This window comes from Candidatus Gracilibacteria bacterium (assembly GCA_028687475.1).
In the GTDB taxonomy this organism is placed as follows: domain Bacteria; phylum Patescibacteriota; class Gracilibacteria; order BD1-5; family UBA2023; genus STC-74.
Genome location: JAQUAB010000002.1, coordinates 66,743 through 88,744, shown reverse-complemented (window position 1 = coordinate 88,744; position 22,002 = coordinate 66,743). Strand labels below are relative to the sequence as shown.

19 protein-coding genes are annotated in these 22,002 nt (G+C 39.2%); 9 read left to right on the top strand and 10 right to left on the bottom strand.

Translation table 25 applies throughout. The features are described 5' to 3' along the window. Window positions 1-61 precede the first annotated feature (61 nt). Window positions 62-856, top strand: coding sequence for a pseudouridine synthase (locus PHY14_03245; GenBank protein MDD2693924.1), 795 nt, complete (start codon window positions 62-64; stop codon window positions 854-856). On the opposite strand, the gene PHY14_03240 is transcribed toward PHY14_03245, so the two are convergent. Next, entirely contained in the window at window positions 853-1,035 is a 183-nt protein-coding gene (locus tag PHY14_03240) for a hypothetical protein (protein MDD2693923.1), read from the bottom strand. The two genes, PHY14_03245 and PHY14_03240, sit on opposite strands and share 4 nt — an antisense overlap. Window positions 1,036-1,074: 39 nt before the next feature. Continuing rightward, entirely contained in the window at window positions 1,075-2,088 is a 1,014-nt protein-coding gene (locus PHY14_03235) for a tyrosine-type recombinase/integrase (GenBank protein ID MDD2693922.1), read from the bottom strand. A gap of 49 nt (window positions 2,089-2,137) precedes the next feature. On the opposite strand from PHY14_03235, the gene PHY14_03230 reads away from it, so the two are divergent. Together PHY14_03230 and PHY14_03225 are read left to right on the top strand one after the other, a co-directional pair. Then, window positions 2,138-2,635: a hypothetical protein gene (locus PHY14_03230; protein MDD2693921.1), complete on the top strand. Its 498-nt coding sequence runs from the start codon at window positions 2,138-2,140 to the stop codon at window positions 2,633-2,635. Window positions 2,636-3,017: 382 nt separating this feature from the next. Beyond that, window positions 3,018-4,178 carry a hypothetical protein gene (locus tag PHY14_03225; protein ID MDD2693920.1) on the top strand — a complete coding sequence of 387 codons (1,161 nt, stop codon included), beginning with the start codon at window positions 3,018-3,020 and terminating at the stop codon, window positions 4,176-4,178. Between the two features lie 32 nt (window positions 4,179-4,210). Here PHY14_03225 and PHY14_03220 read toward each other — a convergent pair whose 3' ends face one another. The 3 genes from PHY14_03220 to PHY14_03210 all read right to left on the bottom strand — a co-directional run bounded on the left by PHY14_03220 (window position 4,211) and on the right by PHY14_03210 (window position 6,194). Further along, the gene (locus tag PHY14_03220; GenBank protein MDD2693919.1) at window positions 4,211-5,176 is read right to left on the bottom strand and encodes a hypothetical protein; all 966 of its coding nucleotides are present in this window, start codon (window positions 5,174-5,176) and stop codon (window positions 4,211-4,213) included. 63 nt (window positions 5,177-5,239) lie between these two features. Beyond that, on the bottom strand, window positions 5,240-5,767 hold the full coding sequence (locus PHY14_03215) for an ATP-binding protein (GenBank protein ID MDD2693918.1): 528 nt from the start codon (window positions 5,765-5,767) through the stop codon (window positions 5,240-5,242). Between the two features lie 154 nt (window positions 5,768-5,921). Beyond that, on the bottom strand, window positions 5,922-6,194 hold the full coding sequence (locus PHY14_03210) for an HU family DNA-binding protein (protein MDD2693917.1): 273 nt from the start codon (window positions 6,192-6,194) through the stop codon (window positions 5,922-5,924). Between the two features lie 283 nt (window positions 6,195-6,477). Between PHY14_03210 and mraY the strand changes: the two genes are divergently transcribed. Beyond that, window positions 6,478-7,533, top strand: a complete 1,056-nt coding sequence (gene mraY / locus PHY14_03205) for a phospho-N-acetylmuramoyl-pentapeptide-transferase (protein ID MDD2693916.1) — start codon at window positions 6,478-6,480, stop codon at window positions 7,531-7,533. A gap of 3 nt (window positions 7,534-7,536) precedes the next feature. On the opposite strand, the gene PHY14_03200 is transcribed toward mraY, so the two are convergent. Then, a complete protein-coding gene (locus PHY14_03200; protein MDD2693915.1) occupies window positions 7,537-8,394 on the bottom strand; it encodes a mechanosensitive ion channel in 858 nt (285 codons plus the stop codon). A gap of 229 nt (window positions 8,395-8,623) precedes the next feature. Between PHY14_03200 and PHY14_03195 the strand changes: the two genes are divergently transcribed. The 4 genes from PHY14_03195 to PHY14_03180 all read left to right on the top strand — a co-directional run bounded on the left by PHY14_03195 (window position 8,624) and on the right by PHY14_03180 (window position 14,629). Then, window positions 8,624-9,823: a hypothetical protein gene (locus PHY14_03195; GenBank protein ID MDD2693914.1), complete on the top strand. Its 1,200-nt coding sequence runs from the start codon at window positions 8,624-8,626 to the stop codon at window positions 9,821-9,823. 12 nt (window positions 9,824-9,835) lie between these two features. Further along, window positions 9,836-11,476, top strand: coding sequence for a hypothetical protein (locus tag PHY14_03190; GenBank protein MDD2693913.1), 1,641 nt, complete (start codon window positions 9,836-9,838; stop codon window positions 11,474-11,476). Beyond that, window positions 11,477-13,192 (top strand): DNA primase, encoded by a 1,716-nt coding sequence (gene dnaG, locus PHY14_03185; GenBank protein ID MDD2693912.1) that lies wholly within the window; start codon window positions 11,477-11,479, stop codon window positions 13,190-13,192. A 390-nt stretch (window positions 13,193-13,582) separates the two neighbouring features. Next, entirely contained in the window at window positions 13,583-14,629 is a 1,047-nt protein-coding gene (locus PHY14_03180) for a sigma-70 family RNA polymerase sigma factor (protein MDD2693911.1), read from the top strand. Between the two features lie 46 nt (window positions 14,630-14,675). Here the strand turns inward: PHY14_03180 and PHY14_03175 are convergent, their stop codons facing one another. After that, window positions 14,676-15,620, bottom strand: coding sequence for a hypothetical protein (locus PHY14_03175; protein MDD2693910.1), 945 nt, complete (start codon window positions 15,618-15,620; stop codon window positions 14,676-14,678). Window positions 15,621-15,679: 59 nt separating this feature from the next. After that, window positions 15,680-16,447, bottom strand: coding sequence for a class III extradiol ring-cleavage dioxygenase (locus PHY14_03170; GenBank protein MDD2693909.1), 768 nt, complete (start codon window positions 16,445-16,447; stop codon window positions 15,680-15,682). A 111-nt stretch (window positions 16,448-16,558) separates the two neighbouring features. On the opposite strand from PHY14_03170, the gene dnaE reads away from it, so the two are divergent. Next, entirely contained in the window at window positions 16,559-20,485 is a 3,927-nt protein-coding gene (dnaE, locus tag PHY14_03165) for a DNA polymerase III subunit alpha (protein ID MDD2693908.1), read from the top strand. Window positions 20,486-20,555: 70 nt separating this feature from the next. On the opposite strand, the gene PHY14_03160 is transcribed toward dnaE, so the two are convergent. Both PHY14_03160 and PHY14_03155 read right to left on the bottom strand, forming a co-directional pair. After that, window positions 20,556-21,134 carry a cysteine hydrolase gene (locus tag PHY14_03160; GenBank protein MDD2693907.1) on the bottom strand — a complete coding sequence of 193 codons (579 nt, stop codon included), beginning with the start codon at window positions 21,132-21,134 and terminating at the stop codon, window positions 20,556-20,558. 65 nt (window positions 21,135-21,199) lie between these two features. Continuing rightward, a complete protein-coding gene (locus PHY14_03155; GenBank protein ID MDD2693906.1) occupies window positions 21,200-21,967 on the bottom strand; it encodes a hypothetical protein in 768 nt (255 codons plus the stop codon). Window positions 21,968-22,002: the final 35 nt, after the last annotated feature.

Here is a 22,002-nt window from a genome sequence, read left to right as displayed (position 1 = left end):
CAATGAGATTCTTTGCAATAATATTTTGTCTTTTTCTGATTTTTGTATATTCTCCGTATCTATGAAACTCCAAAAATATCTCGCACATGCTGGTATCTGTTCTCGCCGGAAGGCTGAAGAATATATCGAAAAATGAATGGTCACTGTGAATGATGTAGTTGCCCATATCGGGCAGGTTATTGATCCAGAGAAGGACATCGTGAAAATGTCCGAGACCATTATCGAGGATCAGGAAAATCTCGTGTACTATACCTTCAATAAGCCTCGTGGAGTAGTGACCACTTGTCTCTCTGGAAAAGATGATGAGAAGTGAATCCTTGATATCGTGAACATACCCGAGCGGGTATTCCCAATAGGGAGACTAGATAAGGAAACAACAGGACTCATCATCCTCACGAATGATGGACGACTCTCGAACTATCTCATGCATCCGCGCTATGAGCACGAGAAGGAATATATCGTGGAAGTATATGGAAAGATCGAAGATGAAGCACTCGAAAAAATGAGAAGGGGAGTGCGCATAGAACTCAAGGATAATGGAACACGCAAGATTGTACGTCGAATTGGCGGGGAAGATACGGTTATCACCAAGAAATACACTACCAAACCGTGTGAGATTACTCGTCTTTCCTCTTCCAAGTTTTCTATCACGATTCGTGAATGAAAAAACCGACAAATCCGTCGTATGGTGGAAGTTGTTGGTTATGATGTGAAGAAGCTGAAGCGCATTCGCGTCGAGAATATCATGCTCGGGGATCTCGGAGAAGGGGAATGGAAGCGATTCACAGAGTCTGAGCGAAGAAGTCTTTTTGAGAGAATCAATAGTATCGTCGAATGAGAAAAAACATCCGCTTAAGCGGATTTTTTTGGATTTTTTGGAGGCATGTCTATCTCTGTTGTTAATTTTCGGTAAGCATTTTGATAACGTCTTAGTGCATCTGTGCTGCCAAAGTGTAGAGAAGCAGGATGTCTAGTCACATCTCGCCACACATCCACACCTACTACAAGTCCTGCAGTCTTGGCAACTGATTCCATAGATATTCATTCCATATCTGAAGAGTAAGAAAGTAAAAACTATTTATGGAACTTCTGATGTGCCTCTTTGAGTTTCGGATTCGTGACATGAGTATAGACTTGTGTCGTGGTGATCGAGGCATGACCGAGAAGTTCCTGTATTATACGTATATCAGCACCATTTGTCAATAAAGTTGTCGCAAAACTATGACGAAGCGTATGTGCATGTAGATTCTTGAGGATTCCAGCCTTGAGTCCGTAGTCTTTCACCATGTTTGTAATAAAAAATCTTGTAAGGCGCACTTTCTCATCATCGAGAAGGGAAGAATTGATATTTTCTATCGAGAAATTGTGACGGATAAAAAGCGGAGAAAAGAAATCATCTCGCTTATCGAGGTATTTTCGTATCGCATCGCGGGCAGTTTCGGTGAGATAAACGGTTCGGAGTTTGTTTCATTTCCCACGAACGGCGAATTCCATAGTCTCGAGATTGACATCATTTCGATTCAGATTCGTGAGTTCTGAGATACGAAGACCAGTGGAATAGATACATTCACAGATGGCAAAATCCCGAACTCACTGGATATCTTCCTGGTCGATGATAGCAAAAAATCTCTCGATTTCTTCATTGGTAAGAAAAGTTACTTCTCTATCTGCTGCCTTCATGAGATCGAGGCTTGTCGGGTCGATAGATTGGATTCATTCTTTTTTCAGGTACTTGAACCAACTTCTCATAGTGATGATGTGAGCATTTACGGTTTTTACCGAGAGTCCAGAATCTGCAAGATCCAGTCGCCAAGCATCGATATCATCTTTTTTTATTGATTCAATCTCGATAGGGAAGAATACCTGGAGTTCTCGTATCATTGCACGACGTTCGAGATTTTTCTCGCTACTTTGGGGAAGGAAAGTAAAATGGTTGACTCATTCTGGGAGATTTTTTACCGTTTTTGGTTCGAGCCACTTGATAAAACGCCATATATGAAAGGCATATTGCTCCAATGTTCTCATGGACCGACCCTTGTGGAGGCGGAGATAGATGAGGAAGTTGTCGAGGGAAGTAATAATGGACATTTTATAATTGTTAATTGACTTTCTCCTAATAGAGTATATATTCACACTTATGACACAAGAGATACAGAATACATCCGAGGTGGGCGCGGAAAAATGAGGTTGTGCAGAAGCTTGTGCTTGTTTGGAGTGTATTTCTCATATTGCAAAGAAGATAGATGAGGGAATTGCAGGAATGGATACAGTAGATCTTTCTAGAAGTGCTTTTCGTATACAAAATTCTTCAGTATTTAGGAAGCTAGGAGAATTGAGGGACGAAGAGCGAATGTGTAGAATGGATAAAATCTATATTCAAGGAATAGATATTATTAGTGAGTTATTGATGAAACGAGATAAGGCAGTTGGATTCGTATTACTTGATGGAATATTATTGAGTGACAATGAGCATAATCAGCTTATTGCTGATTGGATGTGATTTTTTCACCGAATGATCGCAGAAAAGAAGAGTGTTCATATGGGTAAGGATTATAATTTGCGGTTATCCATAAGAATAGTGTGAGAGTCGAGTTCGTTCGTACTCGAGAAGATAAGAGTAAATACTGATATATAAAACATTCATTCTCGATTTCTCAATCCCTTCACATAATGTAACTTATGTGAAGTGATTATACTATTTTTATAGGAAATGCAAATATTTGTCAGACATTTCATTATTTCTGATTTGTTATACTTTGGATACTTATTCTGATATCTTGGTTTGTTTTTCTGGAAATGAAAAATCTCAAAAATATTTCTCCAAATATAATTCTCTCGACGATAGAATGTTCAGAAAAAATATAAAAACCTCAGAAAACGCAAAATCTGAAGACATTTGATATCTCATACATTACTACTATTAGAATAATGAATATATAAAATGAGAATTATTCTCATTAAATGGAAGTTGATTTTTTGGGATTATCTGTACACTTTTCGTATTCTTTTTTCTATTTATGAACCAACTCGAACAAGCTTGTCATGATGTCATCTATAAGAGCATGAGCTATACGGATGAGACGTTGTATTTTCTCTATGATACTGAGTCTCCCCTTGCAAAACTGCTTTCTGATGCGTATCTCTCGGTATTGCCAAAGTGAGGAAAATCACGGGAATTCATCAATCCACCACAGCCACTGTATCGTGGCGGGCTCATCAATCCTGATAATCCTCATATTCATCAACAAAATCGTGTTATTACTCTTCATAATATGGCAGAAAATGAACGTGTAGGACTCGATCATCATAAGGTTCTCGAAGTAAAATCCGAGGTCGAACCACTTGATCCACAAGTGGAATCTATCAAAGATGAGCTTATGAATCTTCCAAAAGGTTCGATTGTGATTCTCGTGCAGTCTTCGAATTTTCGTCTCTCGACATTTCGTATTCGTCTCGAGCTTTTTCACCGCGGTATTCATGTGATCGAACACAATCATCTCGCGTATATCAAAGAGTCAGAATTCGATACTTTTATCGACTGCATCCAGTATCGTACACCAGAATATGTTCGATTGCTTGAGGTGTTTACTGATCTCTTCGCGAAGGCAAAAGAAACTCGACTTATCTCGACTGATGGTTCTAAACTTGTTTTTGGTCCTGTAGATCGAGTTCTTGGAAATACTGGAGATTATTCCAAAATGGAACACAAATGAGGAACGCTTCCGGTTGGTGAAGTTCTCACGGAAGCCCTGGACTTGAAAAACGTAAATGGGAAATGCCTCATCGATACGTATCCTGGTGATGATTTCAATATTCGTATCTGTGATCCATTCGAAATGGTTGTTGAGAATGGACGAGTACTCCCCTCTCTAGATTTTCCTCCTGAATTCCAGAAGCTCTATAATATGATCCGCGATAATGAGAATGGTGAAGTGCTTGTGCGTGAGCTTGGGCTTGGACTCAATCCAGCTCCAACCACAGAGACTCCCCTATCAGATATCAATTTCCATGAGCGGAAAATCGGGATTCACCTCTCAATCGGGAAAAAACATGGGCTCTATGGAAAAAAGCTTCCAAAAACGGAAGTTCAACGATTTCATATTGATATATTTATCGCCCTCGAGAGTATGTATGTGGGTGATGTTAAAGTATTCGAAAACGGCAACTGGATTGTTTAAATCAAAAAAAGAAGGATTCTTATCCTTCTTTTTTATTGGAGAACATCACGAATTTTGCTGCGAGTATCATATGAATGTTCTTTCGTTCACAATGGTTTTCCTGTCATTGTTTCTGTGCTTTTCGGAATATCTTGCTCTCTTGGTTTCTGTATTTGTTCATCTTCATCGAGTAGGGATTGGATTCCTGCGACAACCCCATCAGGATCAGTGACATAGTACATGCTCATTGTGCCCATCATCGCCTGCGTATCACCTTCTGTGAGAACATCGACGGTACCATAGTTGAAGAAGCTTGCTATTTTACTCGGAAAGCTCGATCGTACGGTTTTTATTTTGGTACTTTCTATTGTTTGAATGCTCGATAGGACTCCTGACTGATTCACAAAGTAAATCTTTCCGGGAACAATCACATTATAGTCCATCTCGAGATCCATCATGCGTTTGCGATACATCTTGAGAAAAACGATTTCCATAATCATGACGAGTGTATCAGTCGTGAGGATCCAAAAATGACTTCCGAGTTGTTCTTGATAAAGAATAATGAGAACTATTTCTCAAATCATAGTAAGGACGAGAATAACCTGATTGGTGATAGATGCATTGAAGAAATGGATAAAATAATTATCTCATTTTTGGAGGTTGTTTCTCAGTTCTGTGAGATTTTCTGATATGATAGCCGTACTCTGAATCTCTCGGAAATGACGAATATAATTCCAGGATGATACAATCAGTATGCATCCCATGAGGATATTTCCTCCTATGATAGTATACTGGATATAAGCAACACTAATACTCGCATAGGCTATATATACACTGATACCAGAAAGAATGAGTATCAAGAGTGGAAGCCATATCACGAACAGTGCAAAAATCCACGATCGCTTTACGATCATGAGTTTCTGGTATCATTCCTCGATGAGGCGGTCTATCAGTTCAGTTTCTCCAGATATGCGAAATGACTTAAAAAGCCAAGAATAGATAATATGAAATGGTATCATAGTGGCTATGATACTCATTTTCTCAGATTTTCAAGACAATAAGAACTCTTTCTTGTGATTTCTTTACACATTGATAGTTTTTTCGATTCGAACCGCCAGTCATCCTATAGGGCTTTTTGAAAAAGTGAGACTATCAACAAGTTTTTCTGTGATATGAAACAGTCAACGACCACGCTTTCCCATATAGACTCATTTATGTCGTGTGTGTGTCTCCATGATTTTTCATATATCTTGTACTCTACCTGAATCTTTTCCATTTCCTGTATCTTGGACTTCTAGGGAAATATGAAAGCGCTTATCATCTCATTTTTCCGCATGGATAACACATACATCGAGATCATTTTTTGCACTTCCATGTTCGATAGCATTATTGATAAGTTCATCAGTAATCAGAATAAAACGTCATCTCCAGCGTGTATGAATGTGGTGTGCATCGAAAATTTTCCCGACAAAATCCCGAATAATTTTTGACTGGCTATAGTCGACTCAGAAATATATATTACAATGAACATGAGTAATATCTTCAATGTTTGAGAGAATATATTTCATTGCCTCATTATAATCTTTATGCGCGATATTGAGCTCAGCCATGAAAAAGCAAAAGAGAAAAATATACTGGTTTCAATATATACCTTTTTCCTGAAAAAGACAAAAAATGATGAGTTTTATTGAATATTTTTTCAAAAAAATCCTAGGATATTTTCCTAGGACAAAAAAACATCCCCTTGGGGATGTTTTTGAGAAACTATCTAACAGCTTCCTTGAGAGTCTTACCAGCACGGAAGACAGGAGTCTTCATAGCAGGAATCTTAATCTTAGCACCTGTCTTTGGGTTTACACCGTTACGAGCAGCACGCTGAGATACCTTCCATGCACCGAAACCTGTAACATTTACTTCCTCACCCTTCTTGAGTGACTTAGTAATAACCTCGATCATAGCACCGAGAGATTTTGCAACAGCATCCTGACTGAGACCAGCCTTAGCTGCTACTGACTTGATAAAGTCCTGCTTTTTCATAGGTGAAAAAGTTAAGAAATAAAGGACAAGACCGATTATAAGAAAGACTTTTAGAATTGCAAAATTTTTTTTCCCTTTTTTCTCGATTCCCCTTCTGTCAATACTATTTTTTTGCGCTTTGTAGAGCTAAAATATCACTATTTCTTGTTTTCGCTTCTGGATGCGGAAACCGCTTCTGGATGCGGAAATAATCAATATGTACTGTATACAAAATATATGCAAGATTCCTGTCTTGCAAAAAAATAGATTTTCATATACTTCGACTATCTTTTTACGTATTTTTATGGTAGATCAAATATTTATTCTTGGTTCATTGGTTCTATCTTTTGCTATTACCTTTCTCATGATGCCTCACGGGATCATGCTGCTGAAGAAATACAAAATAGGAAAACAGATTCGAGAAGAGGCACTTATTGGAAAAGCAAAAGAGTTTTTTTTGCTCCATGGAGCAAAAACAGGAACGCCTACTATGGGGGCTATTATGATTCTTCTATCTGTTTTGGTGCTTGTACTGCTCTCGATTCTTGCCCAGAACCTAGCTCCATGGATGGATTCAATATTGGGATTCAGTTTCAAATATAGTCTCTGGAATCGTAATGAGACATATATTGTATTATTTACCTTTTTTAGTGTTGGTATTATTGGGCTTGTGGATGACTATCTGAATGTTCGTGAAATCGGAAGAACAAAATGACTCTCAGCGCGAGTAAAAATGACTCTCTTGATCATTTTTGGATTGGTTGGTGCATATTGGTTCTATGTCAAACTCGGATACTCCACTGTCCATATTCCATTTCTCGGATGAGTTGATATTGGATGGTTTTATATTCCACTTTTTGTTTTTGTCCTGGTTGCCACTGCAAATAGTGTGAATTTTACTGACGGACTGGATGGGCTCGCAGGATGACTTCTTCTCTTCTCTTACACGATATATGGATTTATTTCATATTCGAAATGACTGTTCATTCTTACAGCATTTTGTCTTATCATTGTTGGAGCACTGATTGCTTTTCTGTGGTTCAATATACGTCCAGCACAAGTATTTATGGGTGACGTCTGATCTCTTTCTCTCGGTGCAACACTTGCTGTGATTGCATTCATGACTGATACACTTCTCGTTCTCGTGATTGCGAGTGGAATTTTTATTTTCGAAGCACTTTCTGTCATCATCCAACTTCTCTCGAAGAAATTCAGAAATGGAAAAAAAGTGTTCCGAATTGCGCCATTTCATCATCATCTGGAGGCAATTGGCTGGAAAGAAGAGACTATTGTTATGCGATTATGGCTTATAGGGATGATCCTCGCGGTAGTGGCACTGACGTTTTGACTGATTCGTTAGGAACTATTTTTCTGGTGAGAAAATATAAGGAATGAGAAAATTCTGTATATCTTTTTCGAATTCTTCATTTTCTTCGGGAACATTCACACTGATGACATAGAGGAGATCATTCGCATTCGGGATTTCTGTAGTTATGGTTACTTTTATGGGTGAATATTCCGCGATTTTTCCCTCGATGAGCATCAAAGCATCTTTCACTTTTTCTGAATTCCCTGAGTTTTTCTTGAACGGAATTTTGAATGTATACACATAAAATCTTCTTCGTGAAAGATTTTCTAATTGTTCTGTATTGAGCACTTTATTTGGCATAAACACAACTTTTCCATCTGTGCTCATGATTTTTGTATAGTTGAGATTGATTTCTTCGACGATTCCTTCGAGATTTTTGACTCGAATCGTTTCCCCGATTTCGAATGTTTTACTCATGATGATGGAGAGACTTCCGAGAAGATTGGCTACGAGATCTTTGCTCGCGAGTGCGAACATGACTCATCCGATTCCAGCTCCAGCGAGAAGTCCATTCGTGTTGAATCCAATGGTTTGCAGTACGATCAAACTTCAGATAATCCAAATAACAAGAATCACGAGAAAACGAATAATTGGGAGAAATTTCCGAATCATGAGATAATTCATGGAAAAAGCATACTGAACTTCATGGAATATGAGGCTTACAATATTGGTGATGATAAGGATAATAAAGAAACCGAGGAGTGCAATATATCCCTGATCGATATATGTCCATACATTTGGTCCGAATCGAAATATATCCGATTCTGTAATCATATGATATACTACAACTATGAAGGCGGTTGAGAGTATCCATGACAAGAGATACCAGAGATGAGATATACGAGTTTTCATAAAATAAGTGCAAGAATTTGGTATTAAGTATATAGATGATATATCTGTCAACTCTTCATAATGTAGCATATTCTTTTTCTTTTTGCAATTTTTGGAACACGATTGCAGATGACGAAAAAGAATTCGTAGATATTCGAGGAAATTCTTGCATTTTTTATTATTTCAGTATGCTCGTAGAGCGAAAATAGAGAAAAATATATCGCATCTTTTTTGTAATTTTTTGTATTTCATGAGTTTCCGTTTTGCACATATTCACGAATACAATCGATTCATTGCTATCGATCTCGGTTCATATCGTGTTCGTGCTGCTATATATGAACTGGAATCATGAGAACTCATTCTCAAAGGGAAAGCGAGCGTTCGGCAGAATCGGAAAAATTTTCTCGACGGTTCTATTACAGATTTGCAAGGAGTTGCTCTGACAATCGAACGTGCTATTGTAGAAGCTGCAGCGAAGATTGATACCATTCCTGATGATATTATTCTTGCATTTTCTCCAGAGGTGACAATTTTCGATGCTATCACGACACAATATATTCGATCAGATAAAGATTCGACGATTACTATGGAAGAGATCGATTCCATGATTAAGAAAATAGAACACGAATCTCTGGAACGGGCAAAAGAAAAATCAAAAAAACAATATGGAATTATTCATGATGATGTACGATTGGTATCGAGTACACTCACGTCGATCACTATCGATGGCAAGAAGGTGATGAATCCTCTTGGTTTTTCCGGAGGAAATGTGCGAATTAAGGTTCTGAATGTTTTTGTTCCATCGAGCGAGTTCAATATTATGCGTTCGATTATATCCAGTCTTGGGAAGCGTACGATTTCTGTTGTTCCGACTCCCCTTCTTTTCTCGAAAATCGTCGAACGAAGTAACTATTCTTCTGAAGGAAATATATATCTCGATATTGGGTTGATGCATACAACGATTGTCTTTGAAGCGAAAAATGAAATCCTTTCTTTTGAGACGTTTCCGTTTGGTACAAAAATGCTTCTCGAAATGCTGTCTCAGGCGTTCGAAGATAAAACATACCTCGAAATAGAAAATATACTTTGTAGTGAAAATGATGAGAATATGAAGATAAGAAATACGATTATTTCGGAATTCTTTCAGTATGTAGCGGATGTTACTTTGGCACTGCTTTCGAAAGAAAAAGAAGTAATCAATATGAAAAATATTTTTCTCTCTGGATGAATATTTCGGAATGAGAAATATAGAAGTATGTTTTATGATACATTTCATACTACATACAAAACTGATATAAAATGACTCGAACTCGCAAAAGTTCCTGAAAGAAAAGTTGATTCTGATTTTATCATGTGTTACGCATTGGGAATACTCGCAGAGGAACTTCTCGTGACGAAAAAAGATCCATTGATACGAATTCTTCGATACGTTCTCTATAATTACGAATAAAATATCTTTTCTATGCAAACGAGTAAAATCATCATTCCAAAAACTGCTTCTCTTTTCGAATCCATAAAATTGATTCAGACAGGAATCAAAGAAAAACCACTTCCTCTCACGGTAGATATGAGTGAAGTATCTTTTCCATTGACGCGCGATGTTTTTTTTGTCCTTGCGAAACGTTTTAAAGTCGATCAATTCAAACTGATTCTCCGACACGAACACCAAGTAGAAATGGCTCGTTCCGCTTCTATTAACGCTATTGTTTCTGGGATTTCTGCCGAATTCGATCGAGAATTTGGAGCGAATAATCTCCTGAAACACAACTTCACTATGTGGGAATATTTCGTATATGAACTCAAAAGATGAGTTTCCTATATGAAGTTTCTTTTTATTCGCAAAAAAGAAAAAATCCCGCTCTATAAGATGAAGAAGGCTTCTCCAAATATGTTTCTCATTGTGAGTGGATTGATTATGTCACTTTCGCTCCTGTTATTTATTTTCTATTTTACTGTTTCGAAGACGTATGTATATGTGACGCCACAGATTTCTGTTCGTCCTATCAGCGCGAATATTGTTTTTTCTCAGAATACAGGATCTTTGGTACAATCAAAAAATACCATGAGCATGAAGAAATTAACACTTCCGATTGAGCATGTTATGAAGTTTTCGCTCGATACTATCGATGCAAATTCTGCAACCAGTGCACAATGAACAGTGACTATTTATAATGAGCTCACAACAGATCAGGCACTGAAGCCAAATACTCGTTTTATCACGGAAGACGGAATTGTATTTCGTACTGATTCGTGGGTGAATGTTCCGAAATCACGAACCGAAAATGGTATTACACAAATTGGTACTGTCGATGTTCTTCTCCGTGCAGACCCTTCTGATGAATCAGGAAAAGTTATATGATCCCGAGGGAATGTACCTATTGATACGATTTTTTCTATTCCAGGACTCAAATTCAATCGTGATAAAGTATATGCAAAAGCAAAGGAAGCTTTCAATGGTGGAACAGACCCGAAGATTCATGTTGTTACTGAGGCTGAAGTGCAAAAATTCAAGGGCATCATGCATGAGCAACTTTCCCGTGTTGCTCGCACAAAACTTCAGACATGGATCGATGAGTCCAATACAAAATGAGGCGAACAGTATGCGCTTCTCATGGGTGATACTGTGACACTGAGTGGAGAATTGATCGATATCCAATGAGGCAAAAAAATCGGAGATCTTGCCGATGATATTGAGCTCAAATGAACACTGAATGTTACGGCGCTCGTCTATGATCGAAAAGCTACTGTAGATTATCTCACATCTATTTTTCGAGAAAAACTTCTCTACGGAACAGATAAGGAACTCGGAATACATGATGATACTCTGCGATTAACGAATATTGTCAGTCGTGCAGACGATGATTCAAGTATCAAGGCAACCATGGAAATGAATGCTACTATCACGTATGATCTCGAAAATGCGAGTAATGAAATGACCCGAAGAATGAAGGTAATCATCGCTGGACTTCCTGAGAATGAAGCTATCACTCGGCTTATCAATGAATGACATGTTCGTGAGGTCAGTATCCGTTTTTCTCCATTCTGGATGTCACATGTTTCGTCGAATATGGATAATATAGAATTTATTATTAAAAACGAATAAATGTCACTTTCCCAAGACATAGAATCCCGTATCAATATTCTTGATGTGGTGAATCGGTATGTCCAGACGAAAAAGGCTGGAGTGAATTATAAATGACTGTGTCCTTTTCACAGTGAAAAAACTCCGTCATTCGTTATTTCTCCGAGCAAGAATATCTGTCATTGTTTCTCGTGTGGAAAATGAGGTGGGCCCATTCGTTTTCTGATGGAGATGGAGAAAATTGATTTCCGGGAAGCAGTTGGGATTCTCGCGAAAGAAGCAGGAATCGAGTTCAAGACCGACTTCATGAAGGAACGACAAGAAAAATGAGAAGATATATATGCACTCTATCGTGATGCAGCACTCTGGTATCACGAAGCATTGTTTCAGAAAGAAAATGAGAAATATCTGAACTATCTCTTGGATCGTTCTATCTCACTCGAAACTATCAAGAAATTCCAACTCGGATGTTCGACGAGTCCGCGAGATCTCTGGTTTTATCTGAAGGAAAAGGAATATATGCCGAATTTTATCATTGATTCTGGACTTTTCGTCTCAGAATGACGGGATAAATTCTTTGGCCGAATCACTTTTCCGATTGCGAATAGTATGGGACATGTAGTGGCTTTCACCGGTCGTGTTCTCGATAATGCTCTTCCGAAATATCTGAACTCCCCTGCCTCGAATATTTTCGACAAAAGTGCTATTCTCTATGGCATGCATCTTGCGAAACAATCCATCGCAAAATCAGGAGAAGTATTTATTGTCGAATGACAGATGGATACAATTGCACTTCATCAAGCAGGAGTCGATAATGTAGTCGGAATCAGTGGTACTGCATTGACGAAGGATCATATTCGTGCACTGAAACGTTTCGCGAAAGTTATTTATCTTTCCCTTGATTCTGATGATGCTGGTGTAAAGGCAACATTTTCTTCTATAGAAAATCTCGTGAATGAAGACATGGAAATCCGCGTCATTCGCATTCCGAATGGGAAAGACCCAGACGGATATATAAAATCAGGAAACAATTATCTCGATCTCAAGGATGGTGCCCTCTCCCCTATTGCATTCTATTTGCTTGAAGGAAAACGTCAGTTTGATATTTCGACTACTATTGGCAAGAAAAAACTGATCGAAAAGTGTCTCGAATTTCTCCTGCCACTTCGTTCCCAGATCGAGATCGATATGCATATTCATGAGATTTCCGAAATGCTCAAAGTGGGCAAAGAAGCCATTTTTGCTGAATATAAAAAAGCAATGCAATCGGCTCGCATGAAAAAAACAGAAAAATATGATTCTGTTTCCGAGGAACAAATCATAGAAAAACCAGAACCATTTACTCCTTTCGAGCTTCTTGCAGGATATATTTCACATTATTCACTTTTTGACTTGTTTTTTCGTGAATTTCGATATACTACTGACGACCTTTCAAGAGAGAGGAATTTTTCGCTACTTTTTGATGTCTTATCCAACAAGACACTTGAACCAGATATTCAAGAGCGACTCAAAATCATCACTCTCTCTATCGAACAATCACATCCTGATGATGATCGAACCTTTATCGAAAAGGCATGTATCGATCTCATAAAACAACTTCATACCACTTTGCTTATCCAGGAACGACAAAGAGTTCTCGAAAACCTAAATCCTGTAGAGGAGGAATACCGACGCCAAAATTTGTCGTTCATTCTTAAGGCTCGATCTCTTTGACTTTCTCAAAGTATATTTCAATAGTATTGTATTTTTATTATGGCTTCAAAAAAACAACAACAGGATGGTGCTGCAGAAGAGGTAGATCTCACAAGTATAGATATCAGCGCTCTGGATTTCCCGCTTCCTGGAGAAAATATGGCTCAACCTCCAGTGGAAAAATCAAAAAAACAAAAGAGTGATTTTTCTGATCATGATCATCCATGAATGGACGATTCCATTGCGACAGAAGAACATACATTCGATGATGCATTCGATGATGATTTTGAAGAAGAGGATTCTCTGATTGAGGAGGGAGAAGATGCTGATGAGGATGGCTATGTCGGTCCGAAAGATTTCTTCACTGACAAACGTAGAAAGAAAAACCTCAAAAAATTTCTCGATGTGACGGTTCCTCAAGAATTTCTTGATGGCATGACGGAAGATATTCAGCTCCTTTTCAAGAAAGGAAAAGTAGAAGGAAAACTTGTCTATGATGAGGTTATGAGTGCACTTCCACTCGGAGACGATATCGAACTCATGGATGAAGTATTTGCTCGGCTCGCAAAACTCGGTATCGAACTCGTTGATTCTCTGGATCATGATGAGATGTTCAAGGATGCAGGAAAGAAAAAAGAAGAAGTGGATCTCTCAGAGATTTCGGATGATTCTATCCGAATGTATCTGAATGAGATTGGCCGCTTTCCTCTCATCGATGCGGAAGAAGAAGTTCGTCTTGGTCGTCTCATTCAGAAGTGAGATCAGGAAGCAAGAAAACGTCTCGCTGAAGCGAATCTTCGTCTCGTTGTCTCGATTGCGAAAAAGTATATGGGTCGTGGACTGGGTCTGCTCGATCTGGTTCAGGAAGGAAATGTTGGACTCTTTCGTGCGGTAGATAAGTTCGATCCAGATCGTGGATTCAAGTTCTCGACGTATGCAACATGGTGGATCCGTCAATGAGTCACTCGTGCTATTGCTGATCAGGCTCGTACTATCCGTGTTCCAGTGCATATGGTGGAGACGATCAACAAATTCAACCACACCTATCGTCGCCTCACACAAGAGCTCGCACGTGAGCCACTCATGGAGGAGCTCGCACTCGAGCTTGAGATGGATGTTCGCAAAGTCCGTCAGATTATGCGTATCTCTCAAGATATTCTTTCTCTCGATTCTCCAGTTGGTGGTGAGGAAGACACAACTCTCGGGGATTTCGTTGAAGATGACAAATACCTCACTCCAGAAAAAGCAACAAACCTTTCTATTCTCAAGGAAAATCTCTATGAGATGCTCGACTTTCTCACTCCTCGTGAGAAAAAGATTATCGTCATGCGATTCGGGCTCGATGGTGGTGAGATGCATACACTGGAAGAAGTTGGGAAAGAATTCTGAGTGACACGTGAACGCGTACGTCAGATCGAAGCAAAAACTCTCGATAAGCTTCGTACCCATCCAAGTGCTGATCGTATCAGATTCTTTAACTAAAAAATACTCCTCAGAATTTCTGGGGAGTATTTTCGTGAGGAGATGTTTATACAAGAGATGGAATAGGAGAGGCATCTTCCGATGAAGCTTTTTCTTTCTTTGTTTTTTTTGCAGCAGCTTTCTCATCTTCTGAATCATTCTCGGTTTTTTTCTTTATTGTTTCTGTGACGGTATTTTGTACAGCAATATTGGTGAGAGTTGTTTCTACAGTGTTTTGTGACTTTTCCGAGTCGGAATCGGTCTTCATTTTTGGATTTCCTGAGAGTTCTGCTTCAAGAAGTTCACGTACATGAAGGGTTTGTGATTTCTCAGAGTCGAGACGAGCTATTTCTGCATATGTATTTTCTTCGAGCTCTGCAAAACGTTCTTTTTCTTTCTTGTATCATTCGGCTTCTTGAACTTTGGCAGCATGAGTCGTATCAATATCTGCAACCATTGTATCGACATTCTCGATAGATTTCGAGAGAAATTCCCGAAGATGAAGCACGTCTTCCATATCTGAACTTAGTTTTACAGTGTTTTCAGTAAGTTTTTCTGTTGATTCTTCTGTGTTCCCGAAAGCAAAAATATCATTATTTGATGTTTCAGTCGACTCGAGGGGAGTTACCACAGGTGCAGGTGTTTCTGGAGAAATCATATTTTCCTCTACAGTTATCGTAGGTTCTACCTCTATTGTATTGATAACGATTGAGTCAGTTCCTGTTTCTATGGGAACAATCGGAGATGATTCTTCGACTTTATTTATGATTGGAGATACTGCAGGCGTTTCTGGAGAAATACTAGCAGATTCTGTTGGCATACTTTCATTTACAGGATTCTCGAACAGAGATTTTTCCTCCGTTTTCTCGATCATAAATTCTGGCATACCGGTGATACTTGTGTCATCAGTTGGTGGATTTCCTCCAGTTCCCGATGTTGTACTTCCCTGTTCAGTAGTATCAGAAGGTGTTGTTTCCTGAGGTTTTTTCAGGATGTCATCAAAGAGTCCCATATGAATAAAATTAAATAATACTCATATACTCTAGCATTCTTTTTTTGAAAATGCAAATTTTAGAAGTTTTTGTAGATTCGAGTAGAAATACTGCCAAGTTCAAAGCCATTGTATAATGATTCTATAGCTCTTTCTTCGCTTGCACCGATGAAGCTTATAAACGGATAGAAATGGTCTGGAGTGGGTACAGATATAGATGATCCAGGGATATTTTTGTAATCAATAATCTTTTTTCGATCTCTATTTTTTGCGATTTCTTCTACTTTCGTATCGAACTCTCCTGCCCATTGTGGGGTTCTGGAACCATCCCAATCAATCCGAGAAAGGTTATGAACGATATTTCCACTTGATATGAAGAGTGTATTATCATCAAAATGCTCTGCAAGAATCTTTCCAAGCTCGAAGTGAAATTCCGGATTTGCATCATAATTCACAGAAATAGGAATAATGGGAACTTCGGCATTTGGGAAAAGGTGTATGAGAACACTCCAAACACCATGATCAATCCCTCTTTTTTCATTGAATATATTTTGTATTCCATTTTTTGAGAGGATTTCTGAAAGTTTACTCATATCTTCAGAATCTGTGTTCACCCCGTATTGAACCTCATACAGTTCAGGAGGGAAACCATGCATATCGTATATCATCGGTGGTTCTGGATGACTTCATATTTCTACTCATTCCCCTTCTGTGAGCCAATGTGCGGATAGTATAATAATTTTTTTCGGCTTCTTCATACTCATTCAGAGTGTCTTCATGGCCTGAGTAAATGGATTATCCAGAAGTGTATTCATCGGATTCCCATGATCTATATGAATACTTATCATACAATTACTTTATAAAATAAACTAAATTGAATATAAGGAAAGAGAAAGAAAATGCAAATATAAATTGATACAGAAATCTTTTTTCCTATAATGCCGAAAACCTTTTTCCTTATGTCTTTTGTTCATCTTCATACGCACACACATTATACTTTCCAGCGAGCACTGGGTGATCCTGTGAAGCTCGCGAAACGTGCGAAAGAACTGGAACAGAATGCTATTGCTATCACTGATGCGGGGAATCTCTATGGTGCATTCGAATTCTATCGGGCGTGTCAGGATCTCGGAGTGAAGCCGATTATTGGTGTGGAATTCCAGATATCGAAAAAATGACGAGCGAATCGTGATAAGGATAATGAACTCTATGAGATCGTATTGCTCGCAAAAAATCATGCCGGATACCTCAATCTTATCAGTCTCGTGACACGTTCACAGATGGAATGATACTATAATGGTCGACCACGGATTGATTTCGAACTTCTCGAGGAATATGCGAGTGATATTATCGCATTGTCTGGTTCTATGTATGGTGAGATTGGGCAGATGATTATCACTGGGAAAGATGAGTCATTTATTTGTGAGAGGATAGCGTATTATCAGAACCTTTTTGGGAAGGAGAACTATTTTCTCGAGATTGAGGAGCATCCTGATAAGCCGATGCAGCCGAAAATCAATGAAACTATCATTGCACTCTCGAAGAAGTATGGATATGAATATGTCGGAACAAACAATACCTATTATATGAGTCCTGATGATGCTGATGTTCAGGATATGATGATGGCCGTCTCTGATGGACGTTCTCTCGATGATCCGGATCGCAATACGCTCATGAATGGTGATTATTCTATTCGTCCTTCTCGTGAGATGGAAGAGCTTTTTGTCTATACTCCACGAGCGTATGAGAATGCTCAGAAGATTGCGGATATGATCGATATCCAGATCGAGTATGGTTCATATAAAATCCCGAAATTTCCACTCTCAATCGAAGAGAAAGAAAAGTATGAAAAGTATGGATTATTCATTTCGAGTGAAAATGAGAGAAATGATCTAAAGTTTCAAGCACTTTCTGAAGAAGAGTGGCTCCTCCGCACCATGTGTATTGATGGTCTCAATTTTCGCTATGAATTCGGACTCTCTGAAAGTCAGAAAAGTATACTTTTGCATAAAATCGCAATACCGAAACCAGAGAAGAAACTCTCGGCGATGTCTGTAGAAGAATTGTATACACTTGCAGAATCATACTATTCCGACTCAAAAAAAGAAATCGTATCTTCCCTTCCTGATGAGAAAAAATCAATTCTCCGACGTCTGGAATATGAGCTTGCAGTGGTGGATATTATGGGGTTCAATGGATATTTCTGTATTGTGGCGGATTTTATCCGATATGGAAAAAATAATGGAGTTCCAGTTGGGCCAGGTCGTGGTTCTGCAGCGGGAGCGATTCTTGCCTATCTCTCAGGAATCACGGATATTGATCCACTTCGTTATGGATTGCTCTTTGAACGTTTTCTGAATCCATCTCGTGTATCGATGCCAGATATCGATGTGGATTTCTCGGATGGAGGACGTGATAAGGTACTTGCCTATGTGCGTGAGAAGTATGGAAAAGATCATGTGGCTCAAGTGTGTACATTCGGTACGCTTGCGGCTCGTGCGGCCGTGAAGGACTCTGGTCGTGCTCTTGGTATTCCCTTCCAGGAGATGAATGATTTCGCGAAGCTCATTCCTGCGCGTCCAGGAATCACACTCAAGGAAGCACTCGAAGAAGCAGTAGAATTCAAGGAGGCGTATGATACTGAAGATAAATATCGGAAAGTGGTCGATGCGGCGCTCAAACTCGAGGGTTCTGTCCGTCAGCTCGGAGTTCATGCCTGTGCGGTAATCATCGCACCAGAACCGATGACACATTTTTGTCCGTTGCAGCCACCACCGAAAGATCCAACTTCCACTGTGACACAATTCTCGGCTCATCCACTCGAAGATCTCGGGCTTCTGAAGATGGACTTTCTCGGGCTTCGCAATCTCTCTATCCTTTCTCGTGCCGTCGAGATTGTGGAAGAAGTTCATGGAGTGAAGATAGATCTTCTGAAGATTGATTATGAAGATCCGAAAGTGCTGGCGCTTTTTGGTGAAGGAGATATGACAGGGGTGTTCCAATTCGAGTCATCTGGAATGCGTCGGTATCTGAAAGACCTGAAACCGTCGTCATTCGAAGACCTCATCGCGATGGTATCCCTCTATCGTCCTGGACCGCTCCAATATATCCCAGAATTTATCGATCGAAAATTCGGTCGCAAGAAGGTAGAATATCCACACCCATCACTCGAATCCATTCTGAAGCCGACATATGGTATCGCGGTCTATCAGGAGCAGATCATGCAACTGGTGCAAGCGTTTGCCGGTTTTTCTCTCGGTGAAGCAGATATTCTCCGTCGTGCCATTGGTAAGAAGAAATATGAACTCCTCATGGAACAGCGTGGGAAATTCATCGATGCTGCGAAAGTTCAGGGTCATCCTGAAGAACTCGCTATATATATTTTCGATGAGATTATTGAGCCGTTCGCGGGCTATGGTTTCAATAAGTCGCATGCGGCATGTTATTCGATGATTGCCTATCAGACGGCATATATGAAGACCTACTATCCGACAGAATCGATGACAGCACTCATGATCTCCGACGAAGAAGATACGGATCGTATCCGTATGGAAATCGAAGAAGCACGTGCTAAGAAAGTCCAGATTCTTCCTCCTGATGTGAATGAATCTCGTCGGCATTTTACCTTTATTGATGCTACTCATATTCGATTCGGGCTTCAGGCTATCAAGGGTCTCGGTGAAGGTCCGATCGAGACTATTCGTGCCGCGGTGCGTGAGAAAAAATTCACTTCTATTTATGATTTTATCGAGCGTACTGGTGGTGATGTGATCAATAAGAAATCCCTCGAATCTCTTATTCTTTCTGGGGCACTTGATGCTTTCGGTGACCGTGCGCGGCTCATGGCTTCGATAACAAAAATGAGTGCTTATCAGAAAGAAATCGAAGCGAAAAAACAAACTTCTCAGATGGGACTCTTCGATATGGGAGCTCAGGATGGTGGGACGGTTGTACATTTTGAACTCGAAAAAGCGGAACCAATGACGTTCGAAGCACGTATGAAGTGAGAAAAATCTATCATCGGATATCCAGTATCGGGTCATCCGCTCGATGGTATCGAAGAGTTCGTGAAGGCAAAGTCAAAAAATATTCACCTCATCTATGATTGGATTGAGTCGAAGGCAAATGGAGTAGAAGTGGAATGATGAGAAATAGTAGATATAGAGGTTGCCCCAGAAGTAAAAACTCCATCCGAAGAATGAGAAATTCCATCACCAACACCAGATGATTCTGATATTCCTCCTGTTCCTGAATCTGACGAGATTATCGAGGCTCCTGTAGTAGAAAAAGCCAAAGAAGAGAATGTTTTCGCGACACTTATTGGACTCGTACATGATGTCCGTAAGATGCAGACGAAATCAGGTGGTATGATGCTCATGGCGACAGTTGAGAGTGTCGGGTTCGACTTCAAGCTCGTGATATTCCCACGAGACTATGAGACGTACGAGAACAAGGTGGTTGAAGATATGATTGTGGTCGTTGATGGTCGTCTCCGATTCGATACTGAACGCGATGAGGTATCTATCTCTCCAGGTGCAGCATTCGGGAAAAAACGAGGAGATTCCGCTGGTTCTATCAAAAGCTTCTCGATATCGCAATTCCATCAATTTGCTGGAAAACAAGAAGAGAAACAATTGGCTCGTAATGAGGACGGGACTATCCAGCTCGATGCATCATGAGTCGCTCTTGAGGATAATCGGTATTTCATCGATGTTCCATGATATTGGACGAAAGACGATTTGTTGGATCTTCGTGACTATCTCACGAAAGCAGATGTCGGACTTGTGCCTGTCTGGATTCGTGTGAATGGTATGGAGAAAAACACGAAATTCACTATCCAGGATATAGAATGACTCAAAGAATGGGTACAAAAAAAAGGAGTGTAATTACTCCTTTTATAATGAGAAATATTATATCATTAATCCTCTCTTTCTTCATCCAAATGAGGAGGGTGGATTATGGGTTTATGATTTCATCTGTAGTTTGTATGTTTCCGAGCTTTCCGATACCAATCAGAGCTGCTTCATGGTGTTCGAGAGAGACTGTTCCGCAGGCATCAGATACGACATTAAAGCGAAAATCCCTATCATGAAGGTCGCGAGCAACACTGGAGACCGCAAGTTCGGTAGCAACCCCGGCAACCACGACCTCATCTATTCCCTTCTCTCGGAGATATGCCTCAAGTTCTGTCTGGTAAAATGGACTAACGCGAGTCTTGGTAATGGTTTTCTCATTCTGATTATGTCCGAGTTCCGCGAGGAATTCTGTCGACCAAGTGTTCTCTCGGAGAATCCCGAGGCTCGGCGCTGACTGGAATCGAGGAGAAATCTTCGAACAATTATCGTAGTTTTCATGAAATCCGAGATGAACCCAGATGATTTCTTCTCTATTTTGTCGGAAGTGTTTGATAAGCTTCACAACATTCGTGATAGTTAAGTGCTCTTCGCAGAACTTTCCCATTCCTTGCGGAGCGATCTTTCCTTCTGGATGGAGGAATTCATTGATAAAGTCGATGAGGATAAGTGCGCGAGACATAAGTTAGGGTAAAAGTTTGCAGTGGTGGAAATGAGACAAGGTTAATTAAGGCTAAAAGTGAAAAGTTATGAATGAGTTTTATTTGCAATCTCTAGAACTTCCTGTAATACATCAAATACTTCTATACAAACATCCTTAAATATTCATTCGAGCGCAAACTGTCTAAATAGTAGATTACTTTTTTTTGGATGGAGCATCTTCGGTTCAGTAGATGATAAATTTAATACTGCAACAGGCATTGTTTCTTTTGAGAAATAGTAGTCAAATAGTCTCTTGAATAATCAATGTTGAACGACGTTTCTGTATTTTGAATAAAATGATTTAAATTCCTTTAACTGCTCTTTTGTTATTAAGTCCTCCTTGTGCAATTCTTTACATATATCATTAAAAGAGAATTTATTTTTCTCTAGAGGTCAGTTTTTATCAATAAAATCAATATATTCTTCAAGTTTCCTAAAAATATCTTCTCTTTTTATATCTTCCTGTATTCCATAACCTTCAACGGCCATTCTTAGTGCCTCAGAATAGTTTTTTCATTTTCCACCTCAACGGTCTCACTCTTCGATTAACTCCTCTATTTCATCTAACAAGAGAAGGAATTCACCTTCTTTACGTGATTTAGTTCTCCAGAAAATCAATTCACTTCGTAGAAATTTCTCTATAAATATGAATCATGTTGGAGCTGCAGAGATAAAATTATTATCAAGTAATGATTTAGAAAAATAACTTAAGTAGATTTTGTCGTCATTTCAAATTTTCAGTTCATTAATTCCATCACTGAATCTTTGAATAATTCTTCTTTCATGTTCGTTTAATTTAACTTCTTCTGGCATATACATTGAGTTAAATGTGCATAATCTAGATTCCT